Genomic DNA, 25178 nt, shown 5'->3' on the forward strand with positions numbered 1-25178 from the left:
GCCTGAACGTCGCGGAATGCTGTTCACAGGCACTCCTCCCGGCTGAATAATCAGTCAGGTGGAAGGGTAAGCAAAGGGTTCGGGCGGCATCTGATGACACTGCACGGTACGCATCCACCCCATCCCAAAGCTCATTAGCGTTGGGGGGTTGATTCGCGCTTGTGCAGCGCCTCAATTGTTTAAGAGCGTTTCATCCTGGAGGTAACAACTTTTTTCGTCCCTGCTCAAATTATTAACAGGTTCTTATGCTTTATCAAACACCACTGGTTAATTTATTTTTTACCATAAGTTAACTTTTTGAATTTAGACCGATTATTTTTTTCACTTAAGGATCATCAGTCTGACTGAATTGCCTAACCCAGAATATGATACTGCCTGGCCTGGCTCATTATCACCTTTGCCAGAACGGTTAAACTGCCCACATCATTCCGGTCCAGATACCAGGTCTCGTAACGTTTATTATCTGAGATAACAGCAATTCTTTTATGCTGCAGTTGCAGGCGTTTGAGGTAAAGTCTGTCGTCCAGCGTAAAAATGTAGATGCCATCTCCGTCGAATGTCTGCACGCTAATGTCCACAAACAGCTGATCCCGTGGGGCAAATGTGTCTGACATGGCATCGCTGTTCATTGCGATTAACCGAATATGATCGGCCGGGCGGCCGCTGAACAAGATGCGGGCTTCCTCCTGCCCGTATTCGATAGCCTTAATCGTTTCAACGAAGTCATCCCCGACGGGAACCCCCATTGCTGACGTTTGCCCCAGGTCAAAACTGTTAACGCGGAACGTGCTTTTTTGGCACGGCATATCCTGCAGTAAATACGGTTCCGGGGTCTGCTCCATGCCATATTGCAACCATTCTACTCTGACACCCAGTAACTGGCTGAGCGCCAGAAGATTGCCGTTATCGGGCACGGACTGCGCGTTAAACCATTTCCACACGCCGGGTGCGGAAATCTGACAACCCTGCTGTTGCAGCGCACAGGCGACCTGCTTATTTCGGCCATGACCGGTGATGCCCGCACTTTCACACGCGGCGATCAGCCTGGCAGTGAACGCTTGTTTGATACTCTCTTTTTTAACCATCAGTTAATAATCAACCATGAAAGAGGTGCTGAATGTTATTTTCGTTATTGCTACCAGTTCATTTTATATTACCGCCCGTTGACTACCTAACGGCATTGCCAGGCATTTTTGATTATTGTTAACCGTTATTATGCCAAGCGAAGCATAAAATCAGGCGCTAAGCCGCGTCTGACCTCACCTTTCAGTAATCTTGTGTAAAAAATTGCGCCCTACCTTCATCGTTTCTGATGAACAGCCTCCCTCTTACTGACTAAAAAGCGGCCAACGGACGAAAAACTCTACCATTGAATGGTGCGAAAAAAGCCATCTAAAAAAAACGGGAGCCTGCACAGGCTCCCGTTTTATTCACTAAAATGCGGTTATGCACGCAGGCTGTCGTCTCCCCAGCCAATCCATTTATAGGTCGTCAGCGCCTCCAGGCCCATTGGACCACGGGCATGCAGTTTTTGCGTACTGACCGCGACTTCCGCGCCCAGACCAAACTGTGCCCCGTCGGTAAAGCGCGTGCTGGCGTTGACGTAAACAGCAGACGAGTCAACCTGCTTAACAAAGCGCGCGGCATTTTGTGTGCTGCGTGTCAGGATAGCGTCTGAGTGCTGCGTGCCGTGCTCGCGAATATGCGCGATAGCTTCATCCATATCGGCAACCCGTTTAACGTTGAGATCAAGCGACAGCCATTCATCGTCGTAATCGCCCTGTTGGATGGCGGTAACGCTGGCCGGTCCCTGCTGCAGTTCACTCAGGATACTGGCATCAGCATGCAGCGGAATGTTCTCCTCTGCCATGCGGGCCATAAAAGCGGGCAGAAAGCGCGCCGCCATGGCCGCGTCGATCAGCAGCGTTTCGAGGGAGTTACAGGCACTCGGACGCTGCTTCTTGGCATTCACGATGATATCCAGCGCGGCGTCGATATCCATCGTGTCGTCGATATACATATGGCAAACGCCAATGCCGCCAGTAATCACCGGAATAGTGGAGTGTTCGCGGCAGAGTTTGTGCAGTCCGGCGCCCCCTCGCGGAATCAACATATCCACATAGCGGTCCAGTTTTAGCAGTTGATTGACCAGTTCCCGATCCGGATTCTCAATCGCCTGAATGGCAGCTGATGGCAAGCCGTGCTGCTGCAAAGCGTTTTGTATTACCCGGACGGTAGCCGCGTTTGTCCGCCATGTCTCTTTCCCTCCACGCAGGATGGCCGCATTGCCGGTTTTCAGACACAGGCTCGCCACATCCACCGTGACGTTCGGACGCGCTTCATAAATGACGCCGATCACCCCTAACGGCACCCGGCGGCGCTCAATACGCAAGCCACTGTCCAGTAAACCACCATCGATCACCTGCCCTACCGGATCGGCGAGCCGACAGACCTGGCGAACATCGTGGGCAATCGCACTGAGGCGCGCGGGCGTCAGCGTCAGGCGATCGAGCAATGCGGCGCTCATGCCGTTCTGCCGCGCCTCAGCCAAATCCTGCTCGTTTGCGGCCAGGATCCCCTCGCTTTCTGCCTCAAGCCGATCGGCGATAGTCAGCAAAACCTGATTTTTTTCCGCCGCAGACAGATCCGCCAGTTTCCAGGCCGCGGCGCGCGCCGCCTTTCCCATTTCTTCAAGCATGTGTACTCCTTAACTGACGATCATGTCGTCGCGATGCACGGCAACCGGCCCGTATTCGTAGCCCAGAATCTCGCTTATCTGCTGACTATGGTGACCCGCAATCATGCGCATCGCATCACTGTTATAGCGCGAGACGCCGTGCGCAATATCGCGCCCCTGCAAACTGCGGATACGGATTACTTCACCACGGGAAAAATTCCCCTGAATCTCGCGGATCCCTTTTGGCAGCAGTGAACTGCCGCGCGCAACAATCGCAGCAAGCGCACCGTCATCCACGGTGATCTCTCCGGCGGGCGGCGCACCGAAAATCCAGCGTTTACGGTTTTCCAGCGGCGTCTGCTGAGCATGAAACAGTGTTCCGACAGGCTTGCCCTCAATCACATCGTTGATTACGCCATGACGACTTCCGGCCGCAATAATGACATCAATACCGGCCCGGCAGGCGACATCGGCAGCCTGCAGCTTCGTCGACATGCCGCCCGTGCCCAACCCGGATACGCTTCCGCCCGCCAGTGCGCGCAGTGCGTCGTCAATGATATGCACATCGCTGATTAACTGGGCATCCGGATTACTGCGCGGATCGGCGGTAAACAATCCCTGCTGATCGGTCAGTAACAACAGTTTGTCTGCCCCGCCCAGCATTGCCGCCAGCGCAGAGAGGTTGTCATTATCGCCCACTTTAATTTCCGCCGTGGCAACGGCGTCATTTTCATTGATGACCGGCACAATGTGGTTGTCCAGCAAGGCCCGTAAGGTATCGCGGGCATTGAGGAAGCGTTCGCGATCTTCCATATCAGCACGGGTCAGTAACATCTGCCCGATATGAATACCGTAAATAGAAAACAGCTGTTCCCACAACTGGATCAGACGACTTTGCCCCACCGCAGCTAACAGCTGCTTTGAGGCGATGGTAGGCGGCAGTTCGGGGTAACCCAGATGTTCACGACCGGCCGCCATCGCGCCGGAGGTCACAATCACAATACGATGGCCGGCGGCGTGCTGCTGCGCGCACTGACGCACTAACTCCACCATATGTGCCCGGTTTAACCGACGCGAACCGCCGGTAAGCACGCTGGTACCCAATTTGACCACAAGGGTCTGACTGCCACTCATGTTGTCCTGCCGTAAAAAATTTCTGTGAACCGACTTTTTAACAGGTGCGGTGAGGGAAGCCAACAGCCAGTAAGGGAAAAGCTGCAAATTTTGCAGAGTGCGGAGTAGACCAAAAGTTCCCCTTTAACAACAAAACATAAAAGTTGTCATAAAAACTTCACCATTCATCGGTAAAAAGTCGGTGTTTTACAAATATTTTCACTAATGCCTCAAAAGTTTTCTTGATGTAACAAGGCGGCAAATGAATGCCCCCTGGTGCGTTCACTGAGCCATCAGAGAATAAGGCAGCCCTGCCTGCAGCAAGAAAATAGTGAGGATATAAGCATTTTACTCATTGGGATTGATAGCAAATGAAGAAAAGTACACTGGCAATCGTTGTCTCTGCTCTGGCGCTGACCTCTGCCGCTCAGGCCGCTGAAGTTTATAACAAAGACGGTAACAAGCTGGATTTCTACGGTAAGGTAAAAGCCGAGCATTACATGAGCGATAATGCTGGTCAAAATGGCGACAAATCTTATGTGCGTATCGGCTTTAAAGGCCAGACGCAGATTAACGATATGATGACCGGTTATGGCCAGTGGGAATATCAGTACAATGCTAACAACTCTGAAGGCAGCGATGCTAATACAGGCAACAAAACCCGTCTGGGCTTTGCCGGTCTGAAATTCTCTCAGTACGGTTCATTCGACTATGGCCGTAACTACGGCGTACTGTATGACGTTGAATCGCTGACTGACGTCTTCCCGGAATTTGGTGGTGACGGTACAGCCCGTACGGATAACTTTATGGCGCAGCGCGCTTCTGGCGTCGCCACTTACCGTAACACCAACTTTTTTGGTCTGGTCGATGGTCTGAAGTTTGCCCTGCAGTATCAGGGTAAAAACGATAACAGGAGCGCCAACTCTCGTGGTCTGAACTCAGATAATACCATCGACACGACTCGCCAGAATGGTGACGGCTACGGTGCTTCACTGGGCTACACCATTGCCGATACGGGCGTAAGCATTTTAGGTGCGATTACTTCATCTGACCGCACTAATGCCCAAGAGGCAGGTGCCTATGGTCATGGCGATAAAGCCACATCATGGGGAACAGGTCTGAAGTATGATGCAAATAGCGTCTATCTGGCTGCCATCTACACCGAAACGCGTAACATGACCCCAATTACAGTACCTGGAAGCTTTACTAATAGCGCAAAATCTGTAACTGGCTCAGCCAACAAAGCAGAAAACCTGGAGCTGGTTGCGCAGTATCAGTTTGACTTCGGCCTGCGTCCTTCTATTGGCTACGTGCAGACCAAGGGCAAAGATATCGAAAACGGTATCGGCAACGAAGACCTGGTTAAATATATCGACGTGGGCGCCACCTACTACTTCAACAAAAACATGTCGACGTTTGTGGATTACAAAATTAACCAACTGGATAAAGACAACAAGCTGGCGCTTAACAACGATGACATCGTTGCTGTCGGCCTGACCTACCAGTTCTGATGAATCTGAGCTTCGCCTGACGAGAGAGGCTGTCGAAGGAATGACGGCCCGCGTGATGGAGAGGTTTAGTGCTTTACCCTCAATGTGAATGTGTCTGTTAAAAGGGCGAGTGACCATCACTCGCCCTTTCCTGTATGGCAATCTGAGCGGGATCGATCCTGACAAAAAAGCCCCCGCAGGGGCTTCAGTTTCAGGCGCTGAGTTTTATCGGTTTTTCATCAAAGTCACTGGCGGGCACCAGATCCAGTTCAAACTCTTTCAGCGTCTCTTTTAAACGGCCATGGAAATTACGCAGCGTTTCTTCCACGCGGGCTGAATTATCTTTGCCCTTGATCGTGGCGACAGACCAGTCGCCCTCTTTATCAAACAGGCCAATATGATACACATAGGTAACGTGATCGGCTTGCGCTTCCAGCTCCATCCACCAGCCCCAGAACTCTCGCAGCTCAGGCGCAGGTTTAACATTTACGCAGGCAGCCAGGCAGTCGAAGAAGAAGCGATTTTCACTACATTTTCCATCGCGTATGTAAGGTCCCAGTTCCGTGAAGCGTTTAAGCAGGCGACTGCGGGGATGACCACTCGGTAACGTCATGCTAATTCTCCATTAGGACAGGCTTTATATCTCGAACCGCAGCAGCCATGCTGCATTGTCTTGCAACGATCCGAATGATTCCAGCTAGTAGTTGTAGCAAACACTGTCAATTTTGCCAGCTATCTTTTTAAACGTTGTGCCAGCCAGTCGCAGATTTCATTCAGGGCGCTATCGAAACTGGCCGCTACCGGTTTTACCGGAATTAACAACGCTTTACCTTGTGATGAAGAGCTGGCAATCAGTTTGCTTTCCTCCTCAGGGCTGAAGAGATCGTTGGACCAGTATGCGGACAGCATGGGCGTGGCAGTTCGACGTCCCAGTAGCCCCTGATTTTTCAGCGAGTAGCTGAGCAGTTCCGCCCGCAAAGCGCTGTCTGTACTGCCTGCCATGCCAAGCCGACTGGCCAGCATGTCCATATACATATCCGGTACTTTGTTCTGCAAGGTATTTTGTGTCAGCAGGCTGTGCACGATGGGCCCGAGACAGGCTACGGCTCGCAGACGCGGCGCTTCCAGATAGGCCAGACGAACGGCGACATTGGCACCGAAGCGAAAACCCAGCGCCGCTACGCGCGTGTGATCGATCCACGGAACAGAAGCCAGATCGCGCAGCACCTGCTGATGAAGAAAGCTGGTATCCTGGCTGAGCTTCCACTTGATGGCGTTCCCGACGGACGGCATATCCAGCGTCAGCATAGCGATGCCGCGCGGCGCAAGATAATCGTGGAAGAGACGATAGTGGTCAGTTTGCAGCGAGTCCAGCGCACCGCAAAACATCACGGTGGGATAAGGGGCTTCCACGCCAGGCGGCATATGCAAAAAGCCGCTGACGGGGCTGCCTCCTTCAATGCGGAAGGTCAGCGTTTTGAGTTCCCCGGGTAAGCGGCGGGTCGCTTCTTCATAAGCGCGGCTGGCCAGAGCCTGCGCCTGATCAGCCAGTTCATCGCCTTTAATATAGGGGTACGCAGCCACACTGTAGAGATGAGACGCGTGCAGCCAGTCATGCCCGGCCTGGTCGTGGGCGTCCTCTTTCGCGTCCAGCGCCCGTTGTTGCCAGCGACCTGCCTGTCTGCTCCACTCGTAGTTCCAGTTACCGTTGCGATAACCTATTACCGTATCCAGTAGCGCAGGGTTGGTGTGCTCAACATCGCTGATTGCAATACGCGCCAGTACCTCGCTGATCTCCTGCGCGGGCACGCCCCGCCATGTCCACATCAGCTTATTAAGCATCCGATACCAGCCGCGCCGGCTGTCGCCATCCAGGGCAGAATGCACTTCATGCGTGGCATGCCGACGCAGGCGTACCAGCGACGACGTTTCGGGATGTTTAAAGCGAGGTTTAAACAGCTCAACGCTCAGGTTTTTGCCAGACATATCACCTCTCTAACAACACAGACAGCAGCAGTTAAGTTTACTGTACTGCACGGCAAGTCGCGAGGCGCAGAAAGCACAACGCCCGGAAAACCGGGCGTTGTTTGTGTTGCGTCAATCAGCCTTTGACAATCGGTGGAATATAAACCACGCCCATGTCCCATGGCTGTTCGATCCAGGTGTTCTGCGGAATATCAACGATATAGTCATCAACCAGCGCACGTCCGGCAGGCTTTGCAAAGATGGTGCAGAAGCGCGCTTTCGGATACATCTCACGGATGGCTTGTGCGGTACCGCCGGTATCCACAAGGTCATCAATCACGATAAAGCCTTCACCATCGCCTTCGGCGCGTTTCAGGACTTTCATTTCACGCTGATGATCGTGGTCATAGCTGGAAATACACACGGTATCGACATAGCGAATACCCAGTTCACGTGCCAGCAGCGAAGCCGGTACCAGACCGCCGCGACTCACTGCAATAATGCCTTTCCACTGTTCAACAGGCAGCAGGCGTTGAGCCAGTTTACGGGCATGAATCTGCAGCATGTCCCAGGTAACGACGTATTTTTCGCTCATAAATAGGAATCCCAGCCAGTCAGTGTGGCTTAAAAAATGTGCAACGGGGAAAAGGTTGCGCGAGATTATAAGGACATGACGCGCTAAAAACCAGCACCTGGCGGCTGGTTGCGGTTTTTTAGCGCGGTGAATGACACACAGAACGAAAAACAGTGATATTCTCGCCCTATCTCGTCAGTTCACTGACGGCGATCTTTCACTGGAACTTCGCAATGTCCGGCAAAGCCGGCGCACTGACACAGGAGACTTGTCGTGTCTGAATTGTCTCAACTCTCTCCACAGCCGCTGTGGGATTTTTTCGCCAAAATCTGCTCGATTCCTCATCCCTCTTTTCATGAAGAAGCGCTGGCTAACTACATTGTTAACTGGGCCAAAGAACAAGGCTTCTGGTGTGAGCGCGATCAGGTCGGCAATATCCTGATTCGTAAACCTGCGACCGCCGGTATGGAAAAACGCACGCCCGTGGCCCTGCAGGCACACCTTGATATGGTGCCGCAGAAAAATAACGATACCGTTCACGACTTCACCAAAGATCCTATTCAGCCGTATGTCGATGGCGAATGGGTGAAAGCGCGCGGGACGACGCTGGGCGCCGATAACGGGATTGGTATGGCGTCGGCCCTTGCGGTACTGGCGGACAACAGCCTGACCCATGGCCCGCTGGAAGTCCTGCTCACCATGACCGAAGAAACCGGTATGGACGGTGCTTTTGGTTTACAGCCAGGCTGGCTGCAGGCTGACATTTTGATCAACACCGATTCGGAAGAAGAAGGTGAGATCTACATGGGTTGCGCAGGCGGCATCGATTTCATCACAACCCTGCCCCTGACGCGCGAAGCGGTTCCTGCCGGTTTTGAAACCCTGAAGTTCACCCTGAAAGGACTGCGTGGCGGTCACTCAGGTGCGGATATTCATATGGGCCTGGGGAATGCCAATAAGTTGCTGGCCCGTTTCCTGACCGCGCATGCGGCAGAGCTGGATCTTCGCCTGATTGCGTTCACCGGCGGTACACTGCGCAACGCGATTCCTCGCGAAGCCTTTGCAACCGTTTCTGTCGACAGCAGCAAAGTGGATAACCTCAAATCAGCCGCCGCCAGCTTCCTGGCTGCGGTACAGAATGAGCACGGCGTGAAAGAGAAGAATATTGCTTTCGTCAGCGAGCCGGTTGCCCATCAGGGCGAGGCGCTGAGCCGTGAAAGCCGCGATCGCTTCCTGAATTTGTTAAACAGCACCCCGAACGGCGTGATCCGCAACTCTGATGTCGCCAAGGGCGTTGTGGAAACCTCACTCAATGTGGGCGTTGTGACGATGGATGCCGACAAAGCGGAAATTAACTGTCTGATTCGTTCGCTGATCGACACGGGACGTGATTATGTGGTGCAGATGCTGACTTCACTCGGCCAGTTGGCGGGCGCGCAGACCAAACCAAAAGGCGGCTATCCTGGCTGGCAGCCCGATGCCGACTCGCCCATAATGGCCCTGACGCGTGAAACCTATGTCGCCCTGTTTGGCAAAACTCCCAATATTCAGGTGATCCACGCGGGTCTGGAATGTGGCTTGTTTAAAAAGCCCTATCCCAACATGGATATGGTCTCGATCGGCCCGACCATCACAGGTCCGCACTCCCCCGATGAGCAAGTCCATATCGAAAGCGTTGGCCTGTACTGGAAGCTGCTGACTACACTGCTGAATGTGGTGCCGGAGAAATAAAATCCGTACGCCATAAGATTAAGGGCTTATGTTCTGCATAAGCCCTTTTTTTTGCGCCTCGCTCGCCTTTCCGCCGTCGCACTTGCCCGAGCATTAGCTTTCGTCACCCGTCGCTAAAACAGTTTAAAGCGTTTCTCCGGGGTGCAGATTGGCATTTTCTGTTGCAACACCAGTGTAATAATGTCGGGAATCCCTCTTTTCCCGACCGCGTTTTAACACCATTGCGCTAGTCGGGAATCGTTCGTCTGACACGACCCGAGGACGCATGAAGACCTTATTACTCACCAAAGAAGATGTCCGACAGCTCATCAGCATTGATGATGTCATTGAAGCCGTCGACGAAGCCTACAGGGCCTTTAACGGCGGCCTGGTGGAACAGCCCGACTATATCGGCCTGCACCTGCCCGCCCCCCGTGGCGAGATTGATTTTAAAACCTGCTATTACCGCACCAACGAACTGATTTCGATGAAAGCCTCCTCCGGCGGTTTTTCAGAAAACCCGTCCCGTCCTGGTCTGCCGGGCGGTATGGGCACGATCATCCTGTTTGATGCCCAAAGCGGCGCCCTGTGCTGTGTGATGGACGGTAGCCTGATTACCGGTCTGCGAACCGGTGCGTCGGGCGCTGTTTCCGTCAGAGCACTGGCACGTAAAAATGCCAAAAAAATCGCCGCGATTGGCACTGGCAATCAGGCGAGAATGCAAATCCAGGCGATCGCCCGGGTAATGGATATTGAGGAAATCCATGCCTGGAGCCGAACGCCAGCCACCCGTCAGGCTTTCAAAGCGGACATTGAAAGCACCACAGGTATTCCGGTCATTATCGCGGACAGCTGTCAGGCGGCGGTCGGGCAAGCCGATATTCTTATCACCACCACCCGGGGCAAAGGACCGCTGATTGAGGCCGACTGGATTCCGCCCGGCACGCATATCATCGCCATTGGCACCGATCAGCGCGGTAAACAGGAGTTTGACCCGCAGATTTTTGGTCGGGCAAAAGTGATCGTGGATTCCCTGCCCCAGTGCACGCAGAAAGGAGAAACCTGGCATGCGCTGGACAGAAATATCATCAGTGAAAACGCGATCCATGCCGAAATCGGGGAAATTTTGTCCGGGACGAAACCGGGCCGGGAAAACGATCGGGAAATTACCTTCTTTGACTCCACCGGGCTTGCCATTCAGGACAACACGACAGCCGGGCGCATTTACCGCAAGGCCCTTGAAAAAGGCTACGGAACCGGATTTGCATTTTTTGAATAACGTTTCGTTCAGACGAAGGTAATGTATATGACGCGTTCGTACCCCACCCTGCAGGACATTCATGACGCACAGCAGCGCATCGCTGCCCATATTCGCCATACGCCGTTACTCCGCGCTGAAAAAATTGAAAAACGGGTCGGCTGTGAGCTTTACCTCAAGCCGGAGACGTTGCAGATTACCGGCGCGTTTAAAATACGGGGCGCACTGAATAAGGTCCTTTCTCTGCCCGTTGAAGCGTTTGCCAACGGCATGATTTCCAGTTCATCAGGCAATCATGCCCAGGGCCTGTCTTATGCAGGCAGAATGCTGGGCGTAAAGGTCATTCTGGTGCTGCCGGTCACAACGCCGCAAATCAAAATCGACAATACGCGCGCCCTGGGCGCAGAGGTGATTCTCTTCGATGGCGACAATGCGTCCCGCTGGAAGAAGGTGTATGAAATTGCCGAGCTCAACAATTATGCGGTGGTGCATGGCTTTGAAGATCCGATGGTCATGGCGGGCCAGGGAACGATCGGCTGCGAAATCCTGCATGATTTGCCAGATGTGGATACCGTGATTGTGCCGCTGGGCGGTGGCGGACTTCTCTCCGGTGTGGCTACCGCAATCAAAGAAACCCGCCCTGCCGTCAGAGTGATTGGCGCGGAACCCGCTCTGACCCCGAAATATTACCAAAGTCGGATCAACAAACAGCCAACGTCACTGCCGCTGCTCAATACTATTGCGGATGGCTTAAGACTCAGCGTGCCGGGCCGCAATCCCTACCCGATTATTGAAAAGTACGTAGATGAGATTGTGCTGGTTGACGACGAGCATATTACTCAGGGCATGCGGGTGCTGGCCAGTGAGGCAAAATTGATTGCCGAGCCCGCGGCCTCCATCGGCCTTGGCGCGTTACTGGCGGGCTCGGTCAGCCTGAAGCCTGCTGAAAAAGTCTGTGTACTGTTAACGGGCGGTAACTGGGATCTGGCCGACCTCGCCGAGGTCTACGCCGTGAAGTAAATGCGACGGATGCGATACGTTCTTGCACGTGGTGAAGTCTGCGACAAAACCACGTCGCATTTTCCGATCCTGAGATAAAAGCGCATCCGTTTAAAAAAGACTGACGCCCAGGCGCAGCATAATCCGCTGGGTTAAGGCGACTTCTTACCGTTAAATCACCAACTTGCTGCGCTTAGTCAGCTTTAGCCGCCATTATGTCCAGATGTCTGGATGGCTAATAAATTTCTGTGCTAACTTATGCGCTTTCGTTAGTTGCCGCACCGGTAGCTTCGGGAAAAAATGCGATCAGTGACTTTAATGGAGAGCTCCGTGATGCGTGCAGTCAATCGCCTTGAGATGCGTAACATCTCTATCGATTTCGGCGGATTTGCCGCGTTAACCTCAGTGGATTTTCTGACGGAAGGTCACTCGGTTCATGCCCTGACCGGGGCCAATGGCGCGGGTAAATCCACCCTGATGGCGGTACTCTCCGGTGCCCACAGCCACTATCACGGTGAGATTCTGCTGGACGGCCAGCCCGTGTCGATTCGCAGCCCGCGTGACGCCAAAAAGCTCGGCATTCACCTGGTGCAGCAGGAAGTGGATGTTGCGCTGGTGCCCCAGTTAAGCGTGGCCGAGAACATTCTGCTGGATCAGCTGGCCGAACCGGGCCATGGCTTTCGCTGGGGCGATATGCGTCGTCAGGCGCGAGACCTGCTGGCGCAGCTGGATGCCACGATTGATGTCAGACGCCCGGTCGAACGTTGTTCGCTGGCGGAAAAGCAGCAAATCCTGCTGGCCAGAGCCCTGTCGCACCACTGCCGCTTTCTGATTCTTGATGAACCCACTGCCCCACTCGACCAACACGAAAGCGAGCGCCTGTTCGCCGTAGTTCGTCGCCTGCAGACCAGCGGTATTGGCGTGATATTTATCTCTCACCGTATTCACGAACTGAAAGCCATCTGCGATCGCCTGACGGTACTGCGCGATGGCCGCCTGGTGGAAAGTAGCCAAATGGCTTCCCTGAGCGGTGAGCAAATCGTTGAAAAAATGCTGGGTCATCCGTTGACCGATATCTATCCTCCGCGCCGGCCATTGCAGTCCTCATCCGTACTCATGGCGGTGGAAGGATTACATGATGAACACCTGCTTCAGGATATCTCACTGCGTTTACACAAGGGCGAGATTCTGGGTATTGCCGGGCTGGCCGGGGCTGGCAAAACCGAACTCTGCAAAGCGTTATTTGGTGCCAGTAAAAGCCGGGTTGCCCGCGGTGAACTGCACGGTAAACGCTGGAAACCGCGATCGCCACACGATTCCGTGAGTCAGCGCATGGCACTGGTGCCGGAAGAGCGCCGCAAAGAGGGCATCTTCATTGACGAATCGGTGGCGATGAACCTCAGTATCAGCGCAGACGACAGTTTTTCCCGCTGGAGCCTGTTCGGCCATCGTCAGGCCTGGCGCTGGGCGGAAGCGGTGATCCGTCGTCTTAACGTGCGTACGACTGGCCCCGCCCAACCGTTACGTCGGCTTTCCGGCGGCAATCAACAAAAGGTGGCGATTGGCAAATGGTTACGCAATAACGCCGATGTCCTGATTTTCGACGAACCGACCAAAGGCGTGGACGTAAAAGCCAAAACGGAACTGTTCACGCTAATCAGCAACCTTGCCCATGAAGGCAAAGGGATTATTTACGCCTCTGGCGAATTTTCTGAACTGGTCGGCTTATGCGACCGTATTTGTGTGCTCTGGGACGGACGTATTGTGGCGGAATTAGACGGACAACGCGCCACGGAAGAGACACTTTTGCTCTATTCCACCGGAGGAACCCCTGCGTGAGCAGTAAAGAGTTAGCCCTGAATTCCGCATCGCCATCGCTGCGCCATCAGCTGTTCGATTTCCTCTATAAGTGGGGCATGTTGCTGACAGTGGTGATATTGATCGCTGCCTTTGGCCTGGCTTCCGACAGCTTTCTGGAGCCGAACAATATCATCAATATTTTGCGGTCTATCGCCATCGTAACCGTGATTGCCGTGGGCGTTTCTGTATCCCTGACCGTTGGCGGCTTCGACCTTTCGGTGGGCTCTACCGCGTCACTGGCAAACGCCCTGGTCATTTCGCTGTTTGTCTGGTACGGCTTCGATACCACGGCGGCGATCGCCATCACTCTGGCGCTGTGCACGCTGGTGGGACTGTTTAACGCCTTTCTGATCGTCGTGCTGCGCATTCCCGACATGCTGGCCACACTGGCCACCCTGTTTGTGATTCAGGGCGTCGCCATGACCTACAGCTTTGGCGGCTCGATTACGGAAAACATGGTGCTGCCCAGCGGCGATATGGCGGAAGGCACTATTCCTGCTGCCTTTAACCTGTTGGGTCAGGTACCCACGATCGTGATTATCATGCTGGTGGTGACCGTGGTGGCACAGCTGGCGCTGTCGCTGACCAAACACGGCCGCCGCATGTATGCGCTGGGCGGAAACCCCGAAGCCGCCCGACTTTCCGGTATTCGCACCACGCGTTATCGCGTTCTGGCCTATGTGATTGCCTCACTACTGGCCGGACTGGGCGGTATTCTGCTGGCCTCACGCATTGGATCGTCTCAGGTTAACGCCGGTAGCGGTTATCTGATGGACGCCGTGGCTGCCGCCTGGATCGGCTTTTCACTGGCCGGCTCCGGTAAGCCAAATGCGCTGGGTACGCTGGTCGGGGCCGTCATTTTAGGGGTTCTGCAAAACGGCCTGGTAATGTTATCCGTGCCCTATTACGCCATGGACATTATCAAAGGATTAGTGCTGGCCTTAGCGCTGGCCATCACTTATGTACAGCGTCGTTAAGACGCGTTCTTCTACTGGAGTTAAGAATAATGAAAAAGATAACACTCTCGCTGCTGGCCCTGAGCCTGTTAAACGCCAGTGCCGCGTTTGCCGACACCATAACACCTGTCCCTGCCGCCATCGCCAATCATGAAGGGCCGATTCGTATTGCCGTCATCCGTAACCTCGGTTCCGACGACAACACGACCCAGTTTGTGGCAGGCGCGATTCAGCAGGGTCGCCAGTTGGGCTTCAAAGTCAGCACCTTCCTCAGCAACGGTGATGACGCGCGTTTTCAGGATTTTGTTAATCAGGCGATCAGCCAAAAATACGACGGTATTGTGCTGTCACACGGCAAAGCGCCCTATACCAGCGCACTGGTAAAACGCATCGCTGACGCGGGCATTAAAGTGTCGGTATTTGACACACCGGTAGACAACCCGATTCCCGGCGTGACGGTGACCGCCCAGGATGACGCCTCGCTGGCGCAGCTCTCTCTGGGGCAGTTGATCAAAGACTTCAACGGCAAAGCGAACATCGTGAAGTTATGGGTCGCCGGTTTCCCGCCGATGGAACGCCGTCAGGTGGTGTATGAAAAATTATTAAAAGAAAACCCAGGCATTCATCAGCTGGAGTCCATTGGCGCAGTATCAACGGATGTCCAGGGCGACACGGCCAACAAAGTGGGCGCGATTCTGGCGAAATACCCGAAAGGCAAGATTGACGCCATCTGGGGCGCATGGGATGCCTTCAGCCAGGGCGCGTATAAAGCGTTGCAGGAAAATGGCCGCACCGAGATCAAGCTGTACAGCATTGATGTTTCCAATCAGGATTTGCAGCTGATGCGCCAGAAAGGCAGCCCGTGGGTGCAGACCGTCGCGGTCGATCCGAAAACTATCGGTGCCGTGAATATGCGCCTGGTGGCGAACAAGATCGCCGGGGAAACCACGCCTGCGACGTATGAATTTAAAGCGTCGTCGATTTCACAACAGGCGCTCGACAGTCATCCTGGCGCTGTGAATGTCGCGTCGCTTAACAAGATCATTCCGGGCTGGGGCAGCAATAACGATTTTGTCCAGCCGTGGTTTGCGACACTGGAAGCAAAATATAAGAAGTAATGGGGTGTTGGTGGCGCTTACGCGGGGCGGTTAATTCGCTGCGCGAGGTGGCTGGTTTGTGTCGCTGACGGCTTGTGAAACGCTGAGAGGGTTTCGCCCGCCAGGCGGCCGGGAGTTTCAGTCTGCCCGGTGCGGGCGACCGACAAGGGGCCGCCAGCCGCTGCGGCCCCTTGACCCCGGGCTTCCGTCCTGCCCACCCGCCGCTTCGCGATGCCTTCGCTCCTTCAGGATTTCTGCGGACCGCCGGCGTCCTGTCGGCTCATCCGGAAATCCCTTATCCGCTCAGCGGGTGGGAAGGCCGCCCAACTCCCCCCGCTTTGAGATTTCCGCCTGATCAGGCGTTTTTATTGCTTTGGATACCGATAATTGATGCTTGTGCGAAAAGTCTTTTCAGGCACTGAGAAGGGTTGAGTCGCTGAATGCTCATGAAGCGCTGAGAGGGTTTCGCTCGCCAGGCGGCCTGGAGTTTCAGCCTGCCCGGTGCGGGCGACCGACAAGGGGCCGCCAGCCGCCGCGGCCCCTTGACCCCGGGCTCCCGTCCTGCCCACCCGCCGCTGCGCGGTGCCTTCGCTCCTTCAGAATTTCTGCGGACCGCCAGGACGCGCCATCCATGGCGCGGCCCGGCTCTCGCCGACGTCCTGTCGGCTCATCCGGAAATCCCTCATCCGCTCAGCGGGTGGGAAGGCCGCCCAACTCCCCCGCTTTGAGATTTCCGCCTGCTCAGGCGTTTTTATTGCTTTGGATACCGATAATTGATGCTTGTGCGAGAAGTCTTTTCAGGCACTGAGAAGGGTTGAGCCTCTGACAGCTTATGAAACGCTGAGAGGGTTTCGCTCGCCAGACGGCCTGGAGTTTCAGCCTGCCCGGTGCGGGCGACCGACAAGGGGCCGCCAGCCGCCGCTTCACTATCTCTGTGTTAAAGCCACTTCCGGTGTCGCTGTAGGTGACCGGAAAGTCCTACAGTCTGCTGGTTTTGAATCAATGCATGTTTATAAAAAACTTTTTTTGAATCCCACTGCACACATTCACTACAGACAACACCCGCTTTTAAAAGAAACCAGGACTGACAGGCGGGGGGTTTTCTGCCGACATCCGGCGCGCTGAGGAGGGAACGGAGGCCAGGACGGAGCGGCAGGGATGCCGCGCAGAGGACGGCTGCGCCAGGGACGGCGCATCCGGACGGTCCGTCAGGCCGCAGTGAGAGACGAAGGAACAGCGACGGCTGCCGGCCGCCGGGATTGTTAAGGGGCTGGCGCGAGCCCCTTAACCCGGCCGCCAGCACGGACAGGCTGAAACTGCCATCGCCTGGCGGGCGGAAAACTCCTGGTGCACGACCGTAATCACCCCCGCCCCTTGGGCAAACAGACAAATCCTCAGACAACACCACATCAGTAACACGATCACACAGGCAGAGGTTTCCTGGCGGCATCCGGCGCGCTAAAGAAAGAGCGGCCGCCGGGATTGTTAAGGGGCTGACGCGAGCCCCTTAACCCGGCCGCCTGCACGGACAGGCTGAAACTCCCTGTCGCCTGGCGGGCGGAAAACTCCCGGTGTACGACCGTAATCACCCCCGCCCCTTGGGCAAACAGACAAATCCTCAGACAACACCACATCAGTAACACAATCCCACAGGCAGGGGTTTCCTGCCGACATCCGGCGCGCTGAGGAGGGAACGGAGGCCAGGACGGAGCGGCAGGGATGCCGCGACGAGGACGGCTGCGCCAGGGAGGGCGCATCCGGACGGTCCGTCAGGCCGCAGTGAGTGACGAAGGAACAGCGACGGCTGACGGCCGCCGGGATTGTTAAGGGGCTGGCGCAAGCCCCTTAACCCGGCCGCCTGCACGGACTGGCTGAAACTCCCTGTCGCCTGGCGGGCGGAAAACTCCCGGTGTACGACAGTAATCACCCCCGCCCCTTGGGCAAACAGACAAATCCTCAGATAACACCACACCAAATCAGTAACACGATCCCACAGGCAGGGGTTTCATGGAGCCGGAGCACAACCGTAATCCCCCCACTCAACACGAAAGCGCCCCCTCTATAATCCCAGCAGCAACTGTCTCTCCAGCTGCGGATCCACCAGCGTCACATGCAACCCCACCAGCCGGACGCCACGTCCGGCGCGGCGCTCGTCCCAGGTCTTACGGGCCACGGCAATCATGTCCTCTTTATTGAGCACGGGCCAGACATGTTCCTGAGTGGTCTGCTGGAAATCACTAAACTTCAGCTTCACGCCCTGGCGCGCAATGTGCTTATCGGGTCGAATCTGCGTCAGGCGACGATCAAGCTCGGCATAGAGGTAATCAATAATTTCCAGACAGCGCTCCCAACTGTCGATATCGTCAGCCAGCGTCCGCTCAACACCCAGCGATTTTCGTTCGCGTTCAACCACCACGCCCCGTTCGTCAATGCCGTGACTGCGCTCCCATAACACTCTGCCGAACTTGCCAAAACGCTTAAGCAGCAGCGCCAAATCGGCTTTTTGCACGTCCGCGCAGGTGTGCAGACCCAGCTCTTCGAGCTTTTTTGCTGAAACTTTTCCTACACCGGGAATTTTTGCCAGCGGTAAGGCCAGCAAGAAATCGGACATCTGGGCCGGTGTAATCACATACTGACCATCAGGCTTGTTTAAATCGGAGGCGATCTTGGCAAGGAATTTTATGGGCGCGATGCCCGCAGAGGCAGTGAGCTGCGTTTCGCGAAAAATGGTGGCGCGGATGTCCTGCGCGATAAGCGTGGCCGATCCCTGACAGTGCTGGCTGTCGGTAACATCCAGATAGGCTTCGTCCAGTGAGAGTGGCTCAATGAGCGAGGTATAACGCGAAAAGATGGCACGGATCTGACTGGAGGCTTCTTTATAGACGTCATACCGTCCGGGCAGTAGACGCAGATGCGGACAAAGCTTTAAGGCCATACCGGTCGGCATCGCGCTGCGTACGCCATATTTGCGGGCCGGATAATTAGCGGTACTGATAACGCCACGTCGATCGCGGCTGCCGCCGATGGCCATGGGAATATCGCGTAATGAGGGATCGTCACGCATTTCCACCGCCGCAAAAAAGCAGTCCATATCAACATGAATGATCTTACGCATCGCCCCTCCAGCACTGGATAAGTATACAGTTCGGAAAGGCTTGTGCAATATTTCTTGCAATAACAGACAAAGTTTACAAATTTTTGGCGTCATTCCGCCAAAGAAATGGACATTTTGCGCGGTGCTGTATTGCTAAAAAAACAGACAATGTTTAATGTTGCGCTGCGGTAGCGGAAAGTTCCGATAATGCAAACAGAGGCGCACATAACGCGCCATTGTTCTTCTTCACTTCAAGGTATACACAGCATGGGCAAAATCGCACTTCTGTTTGCGATGCTTTTACTGCCAGCCCTCAGCATGGCAATGACTCCCGAGCCGGTTCAGCAACTGGCCCCTGTGAGTAAAGAGTTAAAGAAACAGCTAATCGGCACGCCGGTTTATATTCAGATCTTTAAGGAAGAGCGGACACTTGAGCTGTACGGCAAGATTGGTAACGAATACCGCTTGCTGGATACTTACCGCATCTGCAATTTTTCGGGCGGTCTGGGTCCAAAACGCCGTGAAGGCGATTTTAAAAGCCCGGAAGGTTTCTACAGCGTAAAACTGAATCAGCTTAAACCGGACAGCCGTTTCTATCGCGCGATTAATATTGGCTTTCCGAATCAATACGACCGTGACCAGGGCTACAGCGGCAACTACCTGATGATTCACGGCGACTGTAAGTCGATTGGCTGCTATGCCATGACCAATGCCTATATGGATCAGATTTTCACGTATGTGAACGCGGCATTGCGTAATGGTCAGCAGGAAGTGAATATTGCAATTTATCCGTTCCGCATGACGGACAGCAACATGCAGCGCCATCGTTATTCGACCTACGCGGATTTCTGGAAGCAGCTTCAGCCGGGTTATGTCTACTTTGCGAAGTATCATCAACCGCCGACAGTCAATGTCGCCAGCGGCAGATATGTGATGAACAGCAGCCCGGTCATCACCCAACCCGAAGCGGCATCACAGTCGTTCCTGGCGCTCTCCAAGGTAAAATAAGGCCCACTCGCCTGGCACGATCCGGTGCCAGGTTTCATTCCCCGTCAGCGGCTGTGTGGCAATGACCGTGACCACGTCGTTCGCCCCGGTATGTTTCTGGAAATCAATTTCCACATCCTGATCGAGCAACTGCGCCCGGCCAAAAGGGGCACGGCGAGTGATCCAGAACAGATTGGTCGAGCAGAAGGCCATCAGATAGCGCCCGTCCGACAGCAACATGTTGAACACGCCCTTTTGCCGCAGCTCGCTCGCCAGCTCGCCGATGTAGCGGAAGACCGCAGGCCAGTTTCCCGGCGTGCGCGGATAGCGCGTGGCCAGCTTATGCAGAATCCAGCAAAAGGCCTTTTCGCTGTCGGTTTCGCCTACCGGCCGAAACGTGCCGGTTTCCAGTTGCCGGTAACCTTTCAGTTGTCCGTTGTGGGCATAGGTCCAGTTGCGTCCCCATAACTCCCGGGTAAAGGGGTGCGTATTTTCCAGCGAAACCGGGCCGCGATTCGCCTGGCGAATGTGCGCCACGACGGAGTGGGATTTGATGGGATATTCCTGCACCAGGCGCGCAATGGGGGAATTAAAACTCGGCAAGGGATCTTTAAAGGTGCGGCACCCTTTATCTTCATAAAACGTAATGCCCCAGCCGTCTTTATGCGGCCCTGTTCCGCCGCCGCGCTGCACCAGTCCGGTGAAACTAAAACAAATATCGGTGGGAACGTTAGCGCTCATCCCGAGCAATTCGCACATAGCAACCGCCTTAGAGTAAAAGCCTCCTGTCGGTCAGGAGGCGACACACGCTGTTACCTGACCATCTCTTTTTCAATCAGCAGCATCAGGATATGAATCACTTTGATGTGGATCTCCTGAATACGGTCAGCATAACCGAAATGGGGCACACGAATTTCAATGTCCGCGCTGCCGGCCATTTTACCGCCATCTTTACCGGTCAGCGTGATCACTTTCATCCCCTGGGCGCGCGCCGCTTCAACGGCTTTGATGATATTAGCCGAGTTACCTGAGGTTGAAATCCCCAGCAACACGTCGCCCGGGCGCCCTACCGCTTCTACATAACGGGAAAAGACATGGTCATAACCAAAATCATTACTCACACAGGAAAGGTGGCTGACGTCTGAAATGGCAATCGCCGGGTAGCCCGGACGATTTTCACGGTAACGGCCCGTCAGTTCCTCCGCAAAATGCATCGCATCACAGTGTGATCCGCCGTTGCCACAGGAGAGCACTTTGCCGCCCGCTTTGAAGCTGTCCGCCAACATCACCGCTGCACGCTGGATGGTATGAATGTTCGCGTCGTCACTCAGAAAGTTATTCAACGTTTCTGCAGCTTCGTTGAGCTCTGAACGAATAATGTCCTGATACATAGACTTGTCCTTTGTAGGAGAGAGTAATCGCAGCAAGTTTAACGGAATGGCTAACGCACGCATAGCATCACGCCGCCGGATCCTTTTCGCGCCGCGCTTTTTCGCGACCACAGCCTGGGCGTTGCTCGCGCTTTCGCTGATTTTGTGAGTCAGGTTGTAATTGCGATGTAAACAAATTGATAAATGCCCTCATCTGAATTACACCTTCATCATAACAGGTCAGACCTCTTACTACTTACGGAGCACTTCATTATGATGGTTGTCTCGATTCTTGCGACAGTGCTGCTGACTGGCGCACTGTTCTATCACCGCATCTCGCTGCTGCTCAGCAGCGTCATCCTGTTGCTGTGGACCGCAGCAATGGCGGTGGTCCATCTCTGGACGCCGTGGCTGCTTGTGCCGCTGGCGATTATCCTGTTACCGCTGAATCTCACCAGCCTGCGCCGCAGCCTGTTTTCCAAACCAATGCTGCACCGCTTTCAGCAGGTGATGCCGCCGATGTCTCGTACGGAAAAAGAGGCGATCGATGCGGGCACTACCTGGTGGGAAGGCGACCTGTTTCAGGGCAAACCCGACTGGCAGAAACTGCATAACTACCCGCAACCGCGACTGACGCCGGAAGAACAGGCGTTTCTTGACGGGCCGGTAGAAGAAGCCTGTCGTCTGGCAAATGATTTCCAGATTACCCATGAACTGGCCGATATGCCGCCAGAACTGTGGGCGCATCTGAAAGCCCATCGCTTCTTTGCCATGATCATCAAGAAAGAGTACGGCGGCCTGGAGTTCTCTGCCTATGCACAGGCGCGCGTGTTGCAGAAACTGGCCGGCGTCTCAGGCATTCTGGCGATTACCGTGGGCGTGCCTAACTCACTGGGCCCTGGCGAACTGCTGCAACATTACGGAACGGAAAAACAGAAAGACCACTATCTACCGCGTCTGGCGCGTGGCGATGAAATCCCCTGTTTCGCCCTGACGAGCCCGGAAGCCGGTTCAGATGCGGGAGCGATTCCGGATACGGGCGTTGTGTGCATGGGCGAGTGGCAGGGCCAGCAGGTACTGGGCATGCGCCTTACCTGGAACAAGCGCTATATTACGCTGGCCCCGATTGCCACTGTGCTGGGCCTGGCGTTTAAACTTTCCGATCCCGACCATCTGCTGGGCGACAAAGACGAACTGGGCATTACCTGCGCCCTGATCCCCACCAGCACACCGGGCGTGGAAATCGGCCATCGCCATTTCCCGCTTAACGTACCGTTCCAGAATGGCCCAACCCGCGGTAAAGATATTTTCGTGCCGATCGATTTCATTATCGGTGGCCCGGAAATGGCCGGACAGGGCTGGCGGATGCTGGTGGAATGTCTGTCGGTGGGCCGTGGAATAACCCTGCCGTCTAACTCAACCGGCAGCCTGAAAAGCGTAGCGCTGGCCACAGGCGCCTATGCGCATATCCGCCGTCAGTTCAAACTGTCTATCGGTAAAATGGAAGGGATTGAAGAACCTCTGGCGCGCATTGCCGGTAATGCCTACGTGATGGACGCTGCCGCGACGCTGATTACCACCGGTATTATGCAGGGCGAGAAACCTGCGGTGCTGTCTGCGATTGTGAAATATCACTGTACCCACCGCGCCCAACAGTCAATTATCGATGCAATGGATATTGCCGGGGGTAAAGGTATCATGCTGGGCGACAGCAACTTCCTGGCCCGGGCTTATCAGGGCGCGCCTATCGCCATTACCGTGGAAGGCGCGAATATCCTGACCCGCAGTATGATCATCTTTGGCCAGGGTGCTATCCGCTGCCATCCGTATGTGTTGCAGGAAATGGCGGCCGCCGCCAGCAATGATGTGGCGGGCTTTGATAAGGCGCTGTTTAGCCATATTGGCCACGTTGGCAGCAATGCGATGCGCAGCCTGTGGCTGGGCCTTCTGGGCGGACGCACCAGCGCCGCGCCAACGCGTGATGCCACCCGTCGCTATTATCAGCACCTGAACCGTATCAGTGCCAATCTGGCGTTACTGTCGGACGTGTCCATGGCGGTGTTAGGCGGCAGCCTGAAACGTCGCGAACGTATGTCAGCCCGCCTGGGCGATGTGCTGAGCCAGCTGTATCTGGCCTCGGCGACGCTGAAACGTTATGAAGATGAAGGCCGTCATGAAGCCGATCTGCCGCTGGTGCACTGGGGCGTGCAGGATGCCTTGCACAAAGCCGAGAAAGCTATGGACGATCTGCTGAGCAACTTCCCGAACCGTCTGGTCGCTGGCGTCATGCGCCTGGTGGTCTTTGCCGGTGGTCAGCACTGCCCGGCACCGTCCGATCGCCTGGATCATAAGCTGGCAAAAATGCTGCAGGTGCCGTCGGCGACGCGTACGCGCTTAGGTCGTGGTCAGTATCTGGCTCCCAGCGAGCATAATCCGGCGGGCCAGTTAGAGCAGGCGCTACAGGATGTGATGGCGGCTGAGGTGATTCACGATCGCCTGTGCAAACAGCAGAAAAAACACCTCTCGTTTACGCGCCTGGATGCGCTGGCTAAACAGGCGCTGGAACAGGGCTGGATCGATCAGAAAGAGGCAGAGGTGCTGAAGCGTGCCGAAGAGAGCCGTCTGCGTTCAATCAACGTGGACGAGTTTGAGGCCGATGCGCTGGCCGTGCCGGTCAGACAGGATGTGACTAAGCCCGCGCGCCCCAGCGAGGCGGCATAACCCATCAGGCCGACATCACGTCGGCCTTTTTTTATCCCGCCTGACGGATGCGGGCAATCAGTGCATCCACATCGTCCACATGCCCGGCCGCCAGAATCAGGGTGCGGCCCAGGGTAATCGCATTGCGAATGCAGTCAGTCCGCATCTCCTCATCCCGAATCAGTTTCATGTCCGCCACATGCGACATGCCAACGGTTCTGCGAATCAGTTCGGTGCCACAATAGCCAATGGTATCTGCCCACACTTTACGCAGAAACGCCTGCGCATAGCCGGGATAAGCCATGGCCACATCCTGCGTCTTGCTCTCCGCCAGCGCCAGAAAACGCGTTTCAAAGGTCTGCCAGACATCATGCACGTCGCTCAGGCGCTGCTCGCGCGCATCCGCGGCTTCACGGGGCGGCAGCAGCCCTGGTAAGCCACAGTAGTTAATCAGCAGATTGCCCAGTGCCGTACCGACATCAAATCCCATCGGTCCAAAATAGCCAAACTCTGCGTCGATCGCTTTTAAGCTACCGTCAGCCACAAAAATGGAGCCGCTGTGGATATCGCCATGCAGTAAGGCTTCTGCATGACTGAAGAAACGGTGCTTCAGCCCGGCGACAGCAATGCGCAGCGCCTCATCGGTACGAAGCGATGCCACCAGGGGTTCCAGCGCCTCGGGATAGCTGTTACGCACATGGTCGGTATAGGGATCGTTGAAAAAAAGATCTTCTGTGATTTCACACAGTTCGGGATTGATAAAGCGCGCCACTTCGGCTTTTTTCACATGCGGATGCAGAATGAAGTCTGAGGTATGGAATAACGTCTGGGCCAGGTATTCGCCAAGCTGACGCGGCGCCTCCGGATAGTAAGCGCCCTTCACCAGCTCGCTGCGCCAGATACGGTGACTGGACAGATCTTCCATGATCATTACCGCCAGGTCTGCATCGTAATGCGTGACGTTGACCGTGTGCTGCGGGCAATATTTGTAATGCTCGACCAGCGTCTGCGCTTCAATACGCGCACGATCAAGAGTTAACGGCCAGGATTCGCCCACACAGCGCACATAGGGCAACGCCTGCTTGACCACAATGCGGCTGTTGCCCTGGTCGTCGTAAATTTTGAACACCAGGTTGAGGTTACCATCACCAATCTCTTCCGCACTGCGTAAAACCGAGGGATCTTCCAGCCCACCAAACTGTTTGGCATATTCAACCGCATCAGCAGCGGTGAACGTACGGTATTGCGACATTGACCTTTCCTCATCAACAAACGCCGGTGTGCGCCGGAGCTGATTAATCTTTCGTAACAAGCCGTTCAGACGTCTA

19 protein-coding genes are annotated in these 25178 nt (G+C 55.0%); 9 read left to right on the forward strand and 10 right to left on the reverse strand.

The genetic code is table 11. The features are described 5' to 3' along the window. Window positions 1–353: 353 nt before the first annotated feature. The 3 genes from C1N59_RS15800 to proB form a co-directional block, all read right to left on the reverse strand. Window positions 354–1085, reverse strand: coding sequence for a S24 family peptidase (locus C1N59_RS15800; RefSeq protein WP_394549857.1), 732 nt, complete (start codon window positions 1083–1085; stop codon window positions 354–356). A 359-nt stretch (window positions 1086–1444) separates the two neighbouring features. Next, complete coding sequence (gene proA, locus C1N59_RS15805) at window positions 1445–2698, reverse strand: glutamate-5-semialdehyde dehydrogenase (protein ID WP_006118058.1); 1254 nt, start codon at window positions 2696–2698, stop codon at window positions 1445–1447. 9 nt (window positions 2699–2707) lie between these two features. Continuing rightward, window positions 2708–3811 (reverse strand): glutamate 5-kinase, encoded by a 1104-nt coding sequence (proB, locus tag C1N59_RS15810; protein WP_033738564.1) that lies wholly within the window; start codon window positions 3809–3811, stop codon window positions 2708–2710. Between the two features lie 350 nt (window positions 3812–4161). Between proB and ompC the strand changes: the two genes are divergently transcribed. Continuing rightward, a complete protein-coding gene (gene ompC / locus C1N59_RS15815; RefSeq protein ID WP_394549858.1) occupies window positions 4162–5301 on the forward strand; it encodes a porin OmpC in 1140 nt (379 codons plus the stop codon). Between the two features lie 190 nt (window positions 5302–5491). On the opposite strand, the gene crl is transcribed toward ompC, so the two are convergent. From crl to gpt, 3 genes are all read right to left on the reverse strand, one after another. After that, entirely contained in the window at window positions 5492–5893 is a 402-nt protein-coding gene (crl, locus tag C1N59_RS15820; RefSeq protein ID WP_006118055.1) for a sigma factor-binding protein Crl, read from the reverse strand. 119 nt (window positions 5894–6012) lie between these two features. Continuing rightward, entirely contained in the window at window positions 6013–7266 is a 1254-nt protein-coding gene (gene frsA, locus C1N59_RS15825) for an esterase FrsA (RefSeq protein ID WP_054688090.1), read from the reverse strand. A gap of 115 nt (window positions 7267–7381) precedes the next feature. Beyond that, complete coding sequence (gene gpt, locus C1N59_RS15830; RefSeq protein ID WP_006118053.1) at window positions 7382–7840, reverse strand: xanthine phosphoribosyltransferase; 459 nt, start codon at window positions 7838–7840, stop codon at window positions 7382–7384. Window positions 7841–8092: 252 nt separating this feature from the next. On the opposite strand from gpt, the gene pepD reads away from it, so the two are divergent. The 6 genes from pepD to C1N59_RS15860 all read left to right on the forward strand — a co-directional run bounded on the left by pepD (window position 8093) and on the right by C1N59_RS15860 (window position 15720). Further along, window positions 8093–9550: a beta-Ala-His dipeptidase gene (gene pepD, locus C1N59_RS15835; protein WP_033738557.1), complete on the forward strand. Its 1458-nt coding sequence runs from the start codon at window positions 8093–8095 to the stop codon at window positions 9548–9550. 265 nt (window positions 9551–9815) lie between these two features. After that, on the forward strand, window positions 9816–10808 hold the full coding sequence (locus C1N59_RS15840) for an ornithine cyclodeaminase family protein (RefSeq protein WP_039338553.1): 993 nt from the start codon (window positions 9816–9818) through the stop codon (window positions 10806–10808). A gap of 27 nt (window positions 10809–10835) precedes the next feature. Then, window positions 10836–11807 (forward strand): threonine/serine dehydratase, encoded by a 972-nt coding sequence (locus C1N59_RS15845; RefSeq protein ID WP_394549859.1) that lies wholly within the window; start codon window positions 10836–10838, stop codon window positions 11805–11807. 312 nt (window positions 11808–12119) lie between these two features. Then, window positions 12120–13625 carry a sugar ABC transporter ATP-binding protein gene (locus C1N59_RS15850; RefSeq protein WP_394550882.1) on the forward strand — a complete coding sequence of 502 codons (1506 nt, stop codon included), beginning with the start codon at window positions 12120–12122 and terminating at the stop codon, window positions 13623–13625. Continuing rightward, window positions 13622–14623 carry an ABC transporter permease gene (locus C1N59_RS15855; RefSeq protein ID WP_006118048.1) on the forward strand — a complete coding sequence of 334 codons (1002 nt, stop codon included), beginning with the start codon at window positions 13622–13624 and terminating at the stop codon, window positions 14621–14623. Before C1N59_RS15850 ends, C1N59_RS15855 begins: the two co-directional genes overlap by 4 nt. Before the next feature lie 29 nt (window positions 14624–14652). Then, window positions 14653–15720 carry a sugar ABC transporter substrate-binding protein gene (locus tag C1N59_RS15860; RefSeq protein WP_394549860.1) on the forward strand — a complete coding sequence of 356 codons (1068 nt, stop codon included), beginning with the start codon at window positions 14653–14655 and terminating at the stop codon, window positions 15718–15720. Window positions 15721–17758: 2038 nt separating this feature from the next. Here the strand turns inward: C1N59_RS15860 and dinB are convergent. Beyond that, complete coding sequence (gene dinB, locus C1N59_RS15865; RefSeq protein ID WP_006118046.1) at window positions 17759–18814, reverse strand: DNA polymerase IV; 1056 nt, start codon at window positions 18812–18814, stop codon at window positions 17759–17761. A 246-nt stretch (window positions 18815–19060) separates the two neighbouring features. Between dinB and dpaA the strand changes: the two genes are divergently transcribed. Continuing rightward, on the forward strand, window positions 19061–19801 hold the full coding sequence (gene dpaA / locus C1N59_RS15870) for a peptidoglycan meso-diaminopimelic acid protein amidase (RefSeq protein WP_033738547.1): 741 nt from the start codon (window positions 19061–19063) through the stop codon (window positions 19799–19801). Here the strand turns inward: dpaA and C1N59_RS15875 are convergent. Then, a complete protein-coding gene (locus tag C1N59_RS15875; protein ID WP_006118044.1) occupies window positions 19766–20539 on the reverse strand; it encodes a class II glutamine amidotransferase in 774 nt (257 codons plus the stop codon). The two genes, dpaA and C1N59_RS15875, sit on opposite strands and share 36 nt — an antisense overlap. 53 nt (window positions 20540–20592) lie before the next feature. Further along, on the reverse strand, window positions 20593–21171 hold the full coding sequence (lpcA, locus tag C1N59_RS15880) for a D-sedoheptulose 7-phosphate isomerase (protein WP_039338565.1): 579 nt from the start codon (window positions 21169–21171) through the stop codon (window positions 20593–20595). A 252-nt stretch (window positions 21172–21423) separates the two neighbouring features. On the opposite strand from lpcA, the gene fadE reads away from it, so the two are divergent. Then, window positions 21424–23871, forward strand: a complete 2448-nt coding sequence (gene fadE, locus C1N59_RS15885; RefSeq protein ID WP_006118042.1) for an acyl-CoA dehydrogenase FadE — start codon at window positions 21424–21426, stop codon at window positions 23869–23871. A 31-nt stretch (window positions 23872–23902) separates the two neighbouring features. Here fadE and mtnK read toward each other — a convergent pair whose 3' ends face one another. Further along, entirely contained in the window at window positions 23903–25102 is a 1200-nt protein-coding gene (gene mtnK / locus C1N59_RS15890; protein WP_039338567.1) for an S-methyl-5-thioribose kinase, read from the reverse strand. Window positions 25103–25178: the final 76 nt, after the last annotated feature.

The organism is Pantoea sp. SGAir0183 (assembly GCF_043545505.1).

What these genes read in the sequence shown, in the direction of transcription:
- frsA (WP_054688090.1), bottom strand. Translation starts at nt 7,266, where the DNA reads ATGTCTGGCAAAAACCTGAGCGTTGAGCTGTTTAAACCTCGCTTTAAA.
- mtnK (WP_039338567.1), bottom strand. Translation starts at nt 25,102, where the DNA reads ATGTCGCAATACCGTACGTTCACCGCTGCTGATGCGGTTGAATATGCC.
- dinB (WP_006118046.1), bottom strand. Translation starts at nt 18,814, where the DNA reads ATGCGTAAGATCATTCATGTTGATATGGACTGCTTTTTTGCGGCGGTG.
- dpaA (WP_033738547.1), top strand. Translation starts at nt 19,061, where the DNA reads ATGGGCAAAATCGCACTTCTGTTTGCGATGCTTTTACTGCCAGCCCTC.
- C1N59_RS15845 (WP_394549859.1), top strand. Translation starts at nt 10,836, where the DNA reads ATGACGCGTTCGTACCCCACCCTGCAGGACATTCATGACGCACAGCAG.
- C1N59_RS15800 (WP_394549857.1), bottom strand. Translation starts at nt 1,085, where the DNA reads ATGGTTAAAAAAGAGAGTATCAAACAAGCGTTCACTGCCAGGCTGATC.
- gpt (WP_006118053.1), bottom strand. Translation starts at nt 7,840, where the DNA reads ATGAGCGAAAAATACGTCGTTACCTGGGACATGCTGCAGATTCATGCC.
- crl (WP_006118055.1), bottom strand. Translation starts at nt 5,893, where the DNA reads ATGACGTTACCGAGTGGTCATCCCCGCAGTCGCCTGCTTAAACGCTTC.
- C1N59_RS15875 (WP_006118044.1), bottom strand. Translation starts at nt 20,539, where the DNA reads ATGTGCGAATTGCTCGGGATGAGCGCTAACGTTCCCACCGATATTTGT.
- ompC (WP_394549858.1), top strand. Translation starts at nt 4,162, where the DNA reads ATGAAGAAAAGTACACTGGCAATCGTTGTCTCTGCTCTGGCGCTGACC.
- proB (WP_033738564.1), bottom strand. Translation starts at nt 3,811, where the DNA reads ATGAGTGGCAGTCAGACCCTTGTGGTCAAATTGGGTACCAGCGTGCTT.
- fadE (WP_006118042.1), top strand. Translation starts at nt 21,424, where the DNA reads ATGATGGTTGTCTCGATTCTTGCGACAGTGCTGCTGACTGGCGCACTG.
- C1N59_RS15840 (WP_039338553.1), top strand. Translation starts at nt 9,816, where the DNA reads ATGAAGACCTTATTACTCACCAAAGAAGATGTCCGACAGCTCATCAGC.
- C1N59_RS15860 (WP_394549860.1), top strand. Translation starts at nt 14,653, where the DNA reads ATGAAAAAGATAACACTCTCGCTGCTGGCCCTGAGCCTGTTAAACGCC.
- lpcA (WP_039338565.1), bottom strand. Translation starts at nt 21,171, where the DNA reads ATGTATCAGGACATTATTCGTTCAGAGCTCAACGAAGCTGCAGAAACG.
- C1N59_RS15850 (WP_394550882.1), top strand. Translation starts at nt 12,120, where the DNA reads ATGCGTGCAGTCAATCGCCTTGAGATGCGTAACATCTCTATCGATTTC.
- proA (WP_006118058.1), bottom strand. Translation starts at nt 2,698, where the DNA reads ATGCTTGAAGAAATGGGAAAGGCGGCGCGCGCCGCGGCCTGGAAACTG.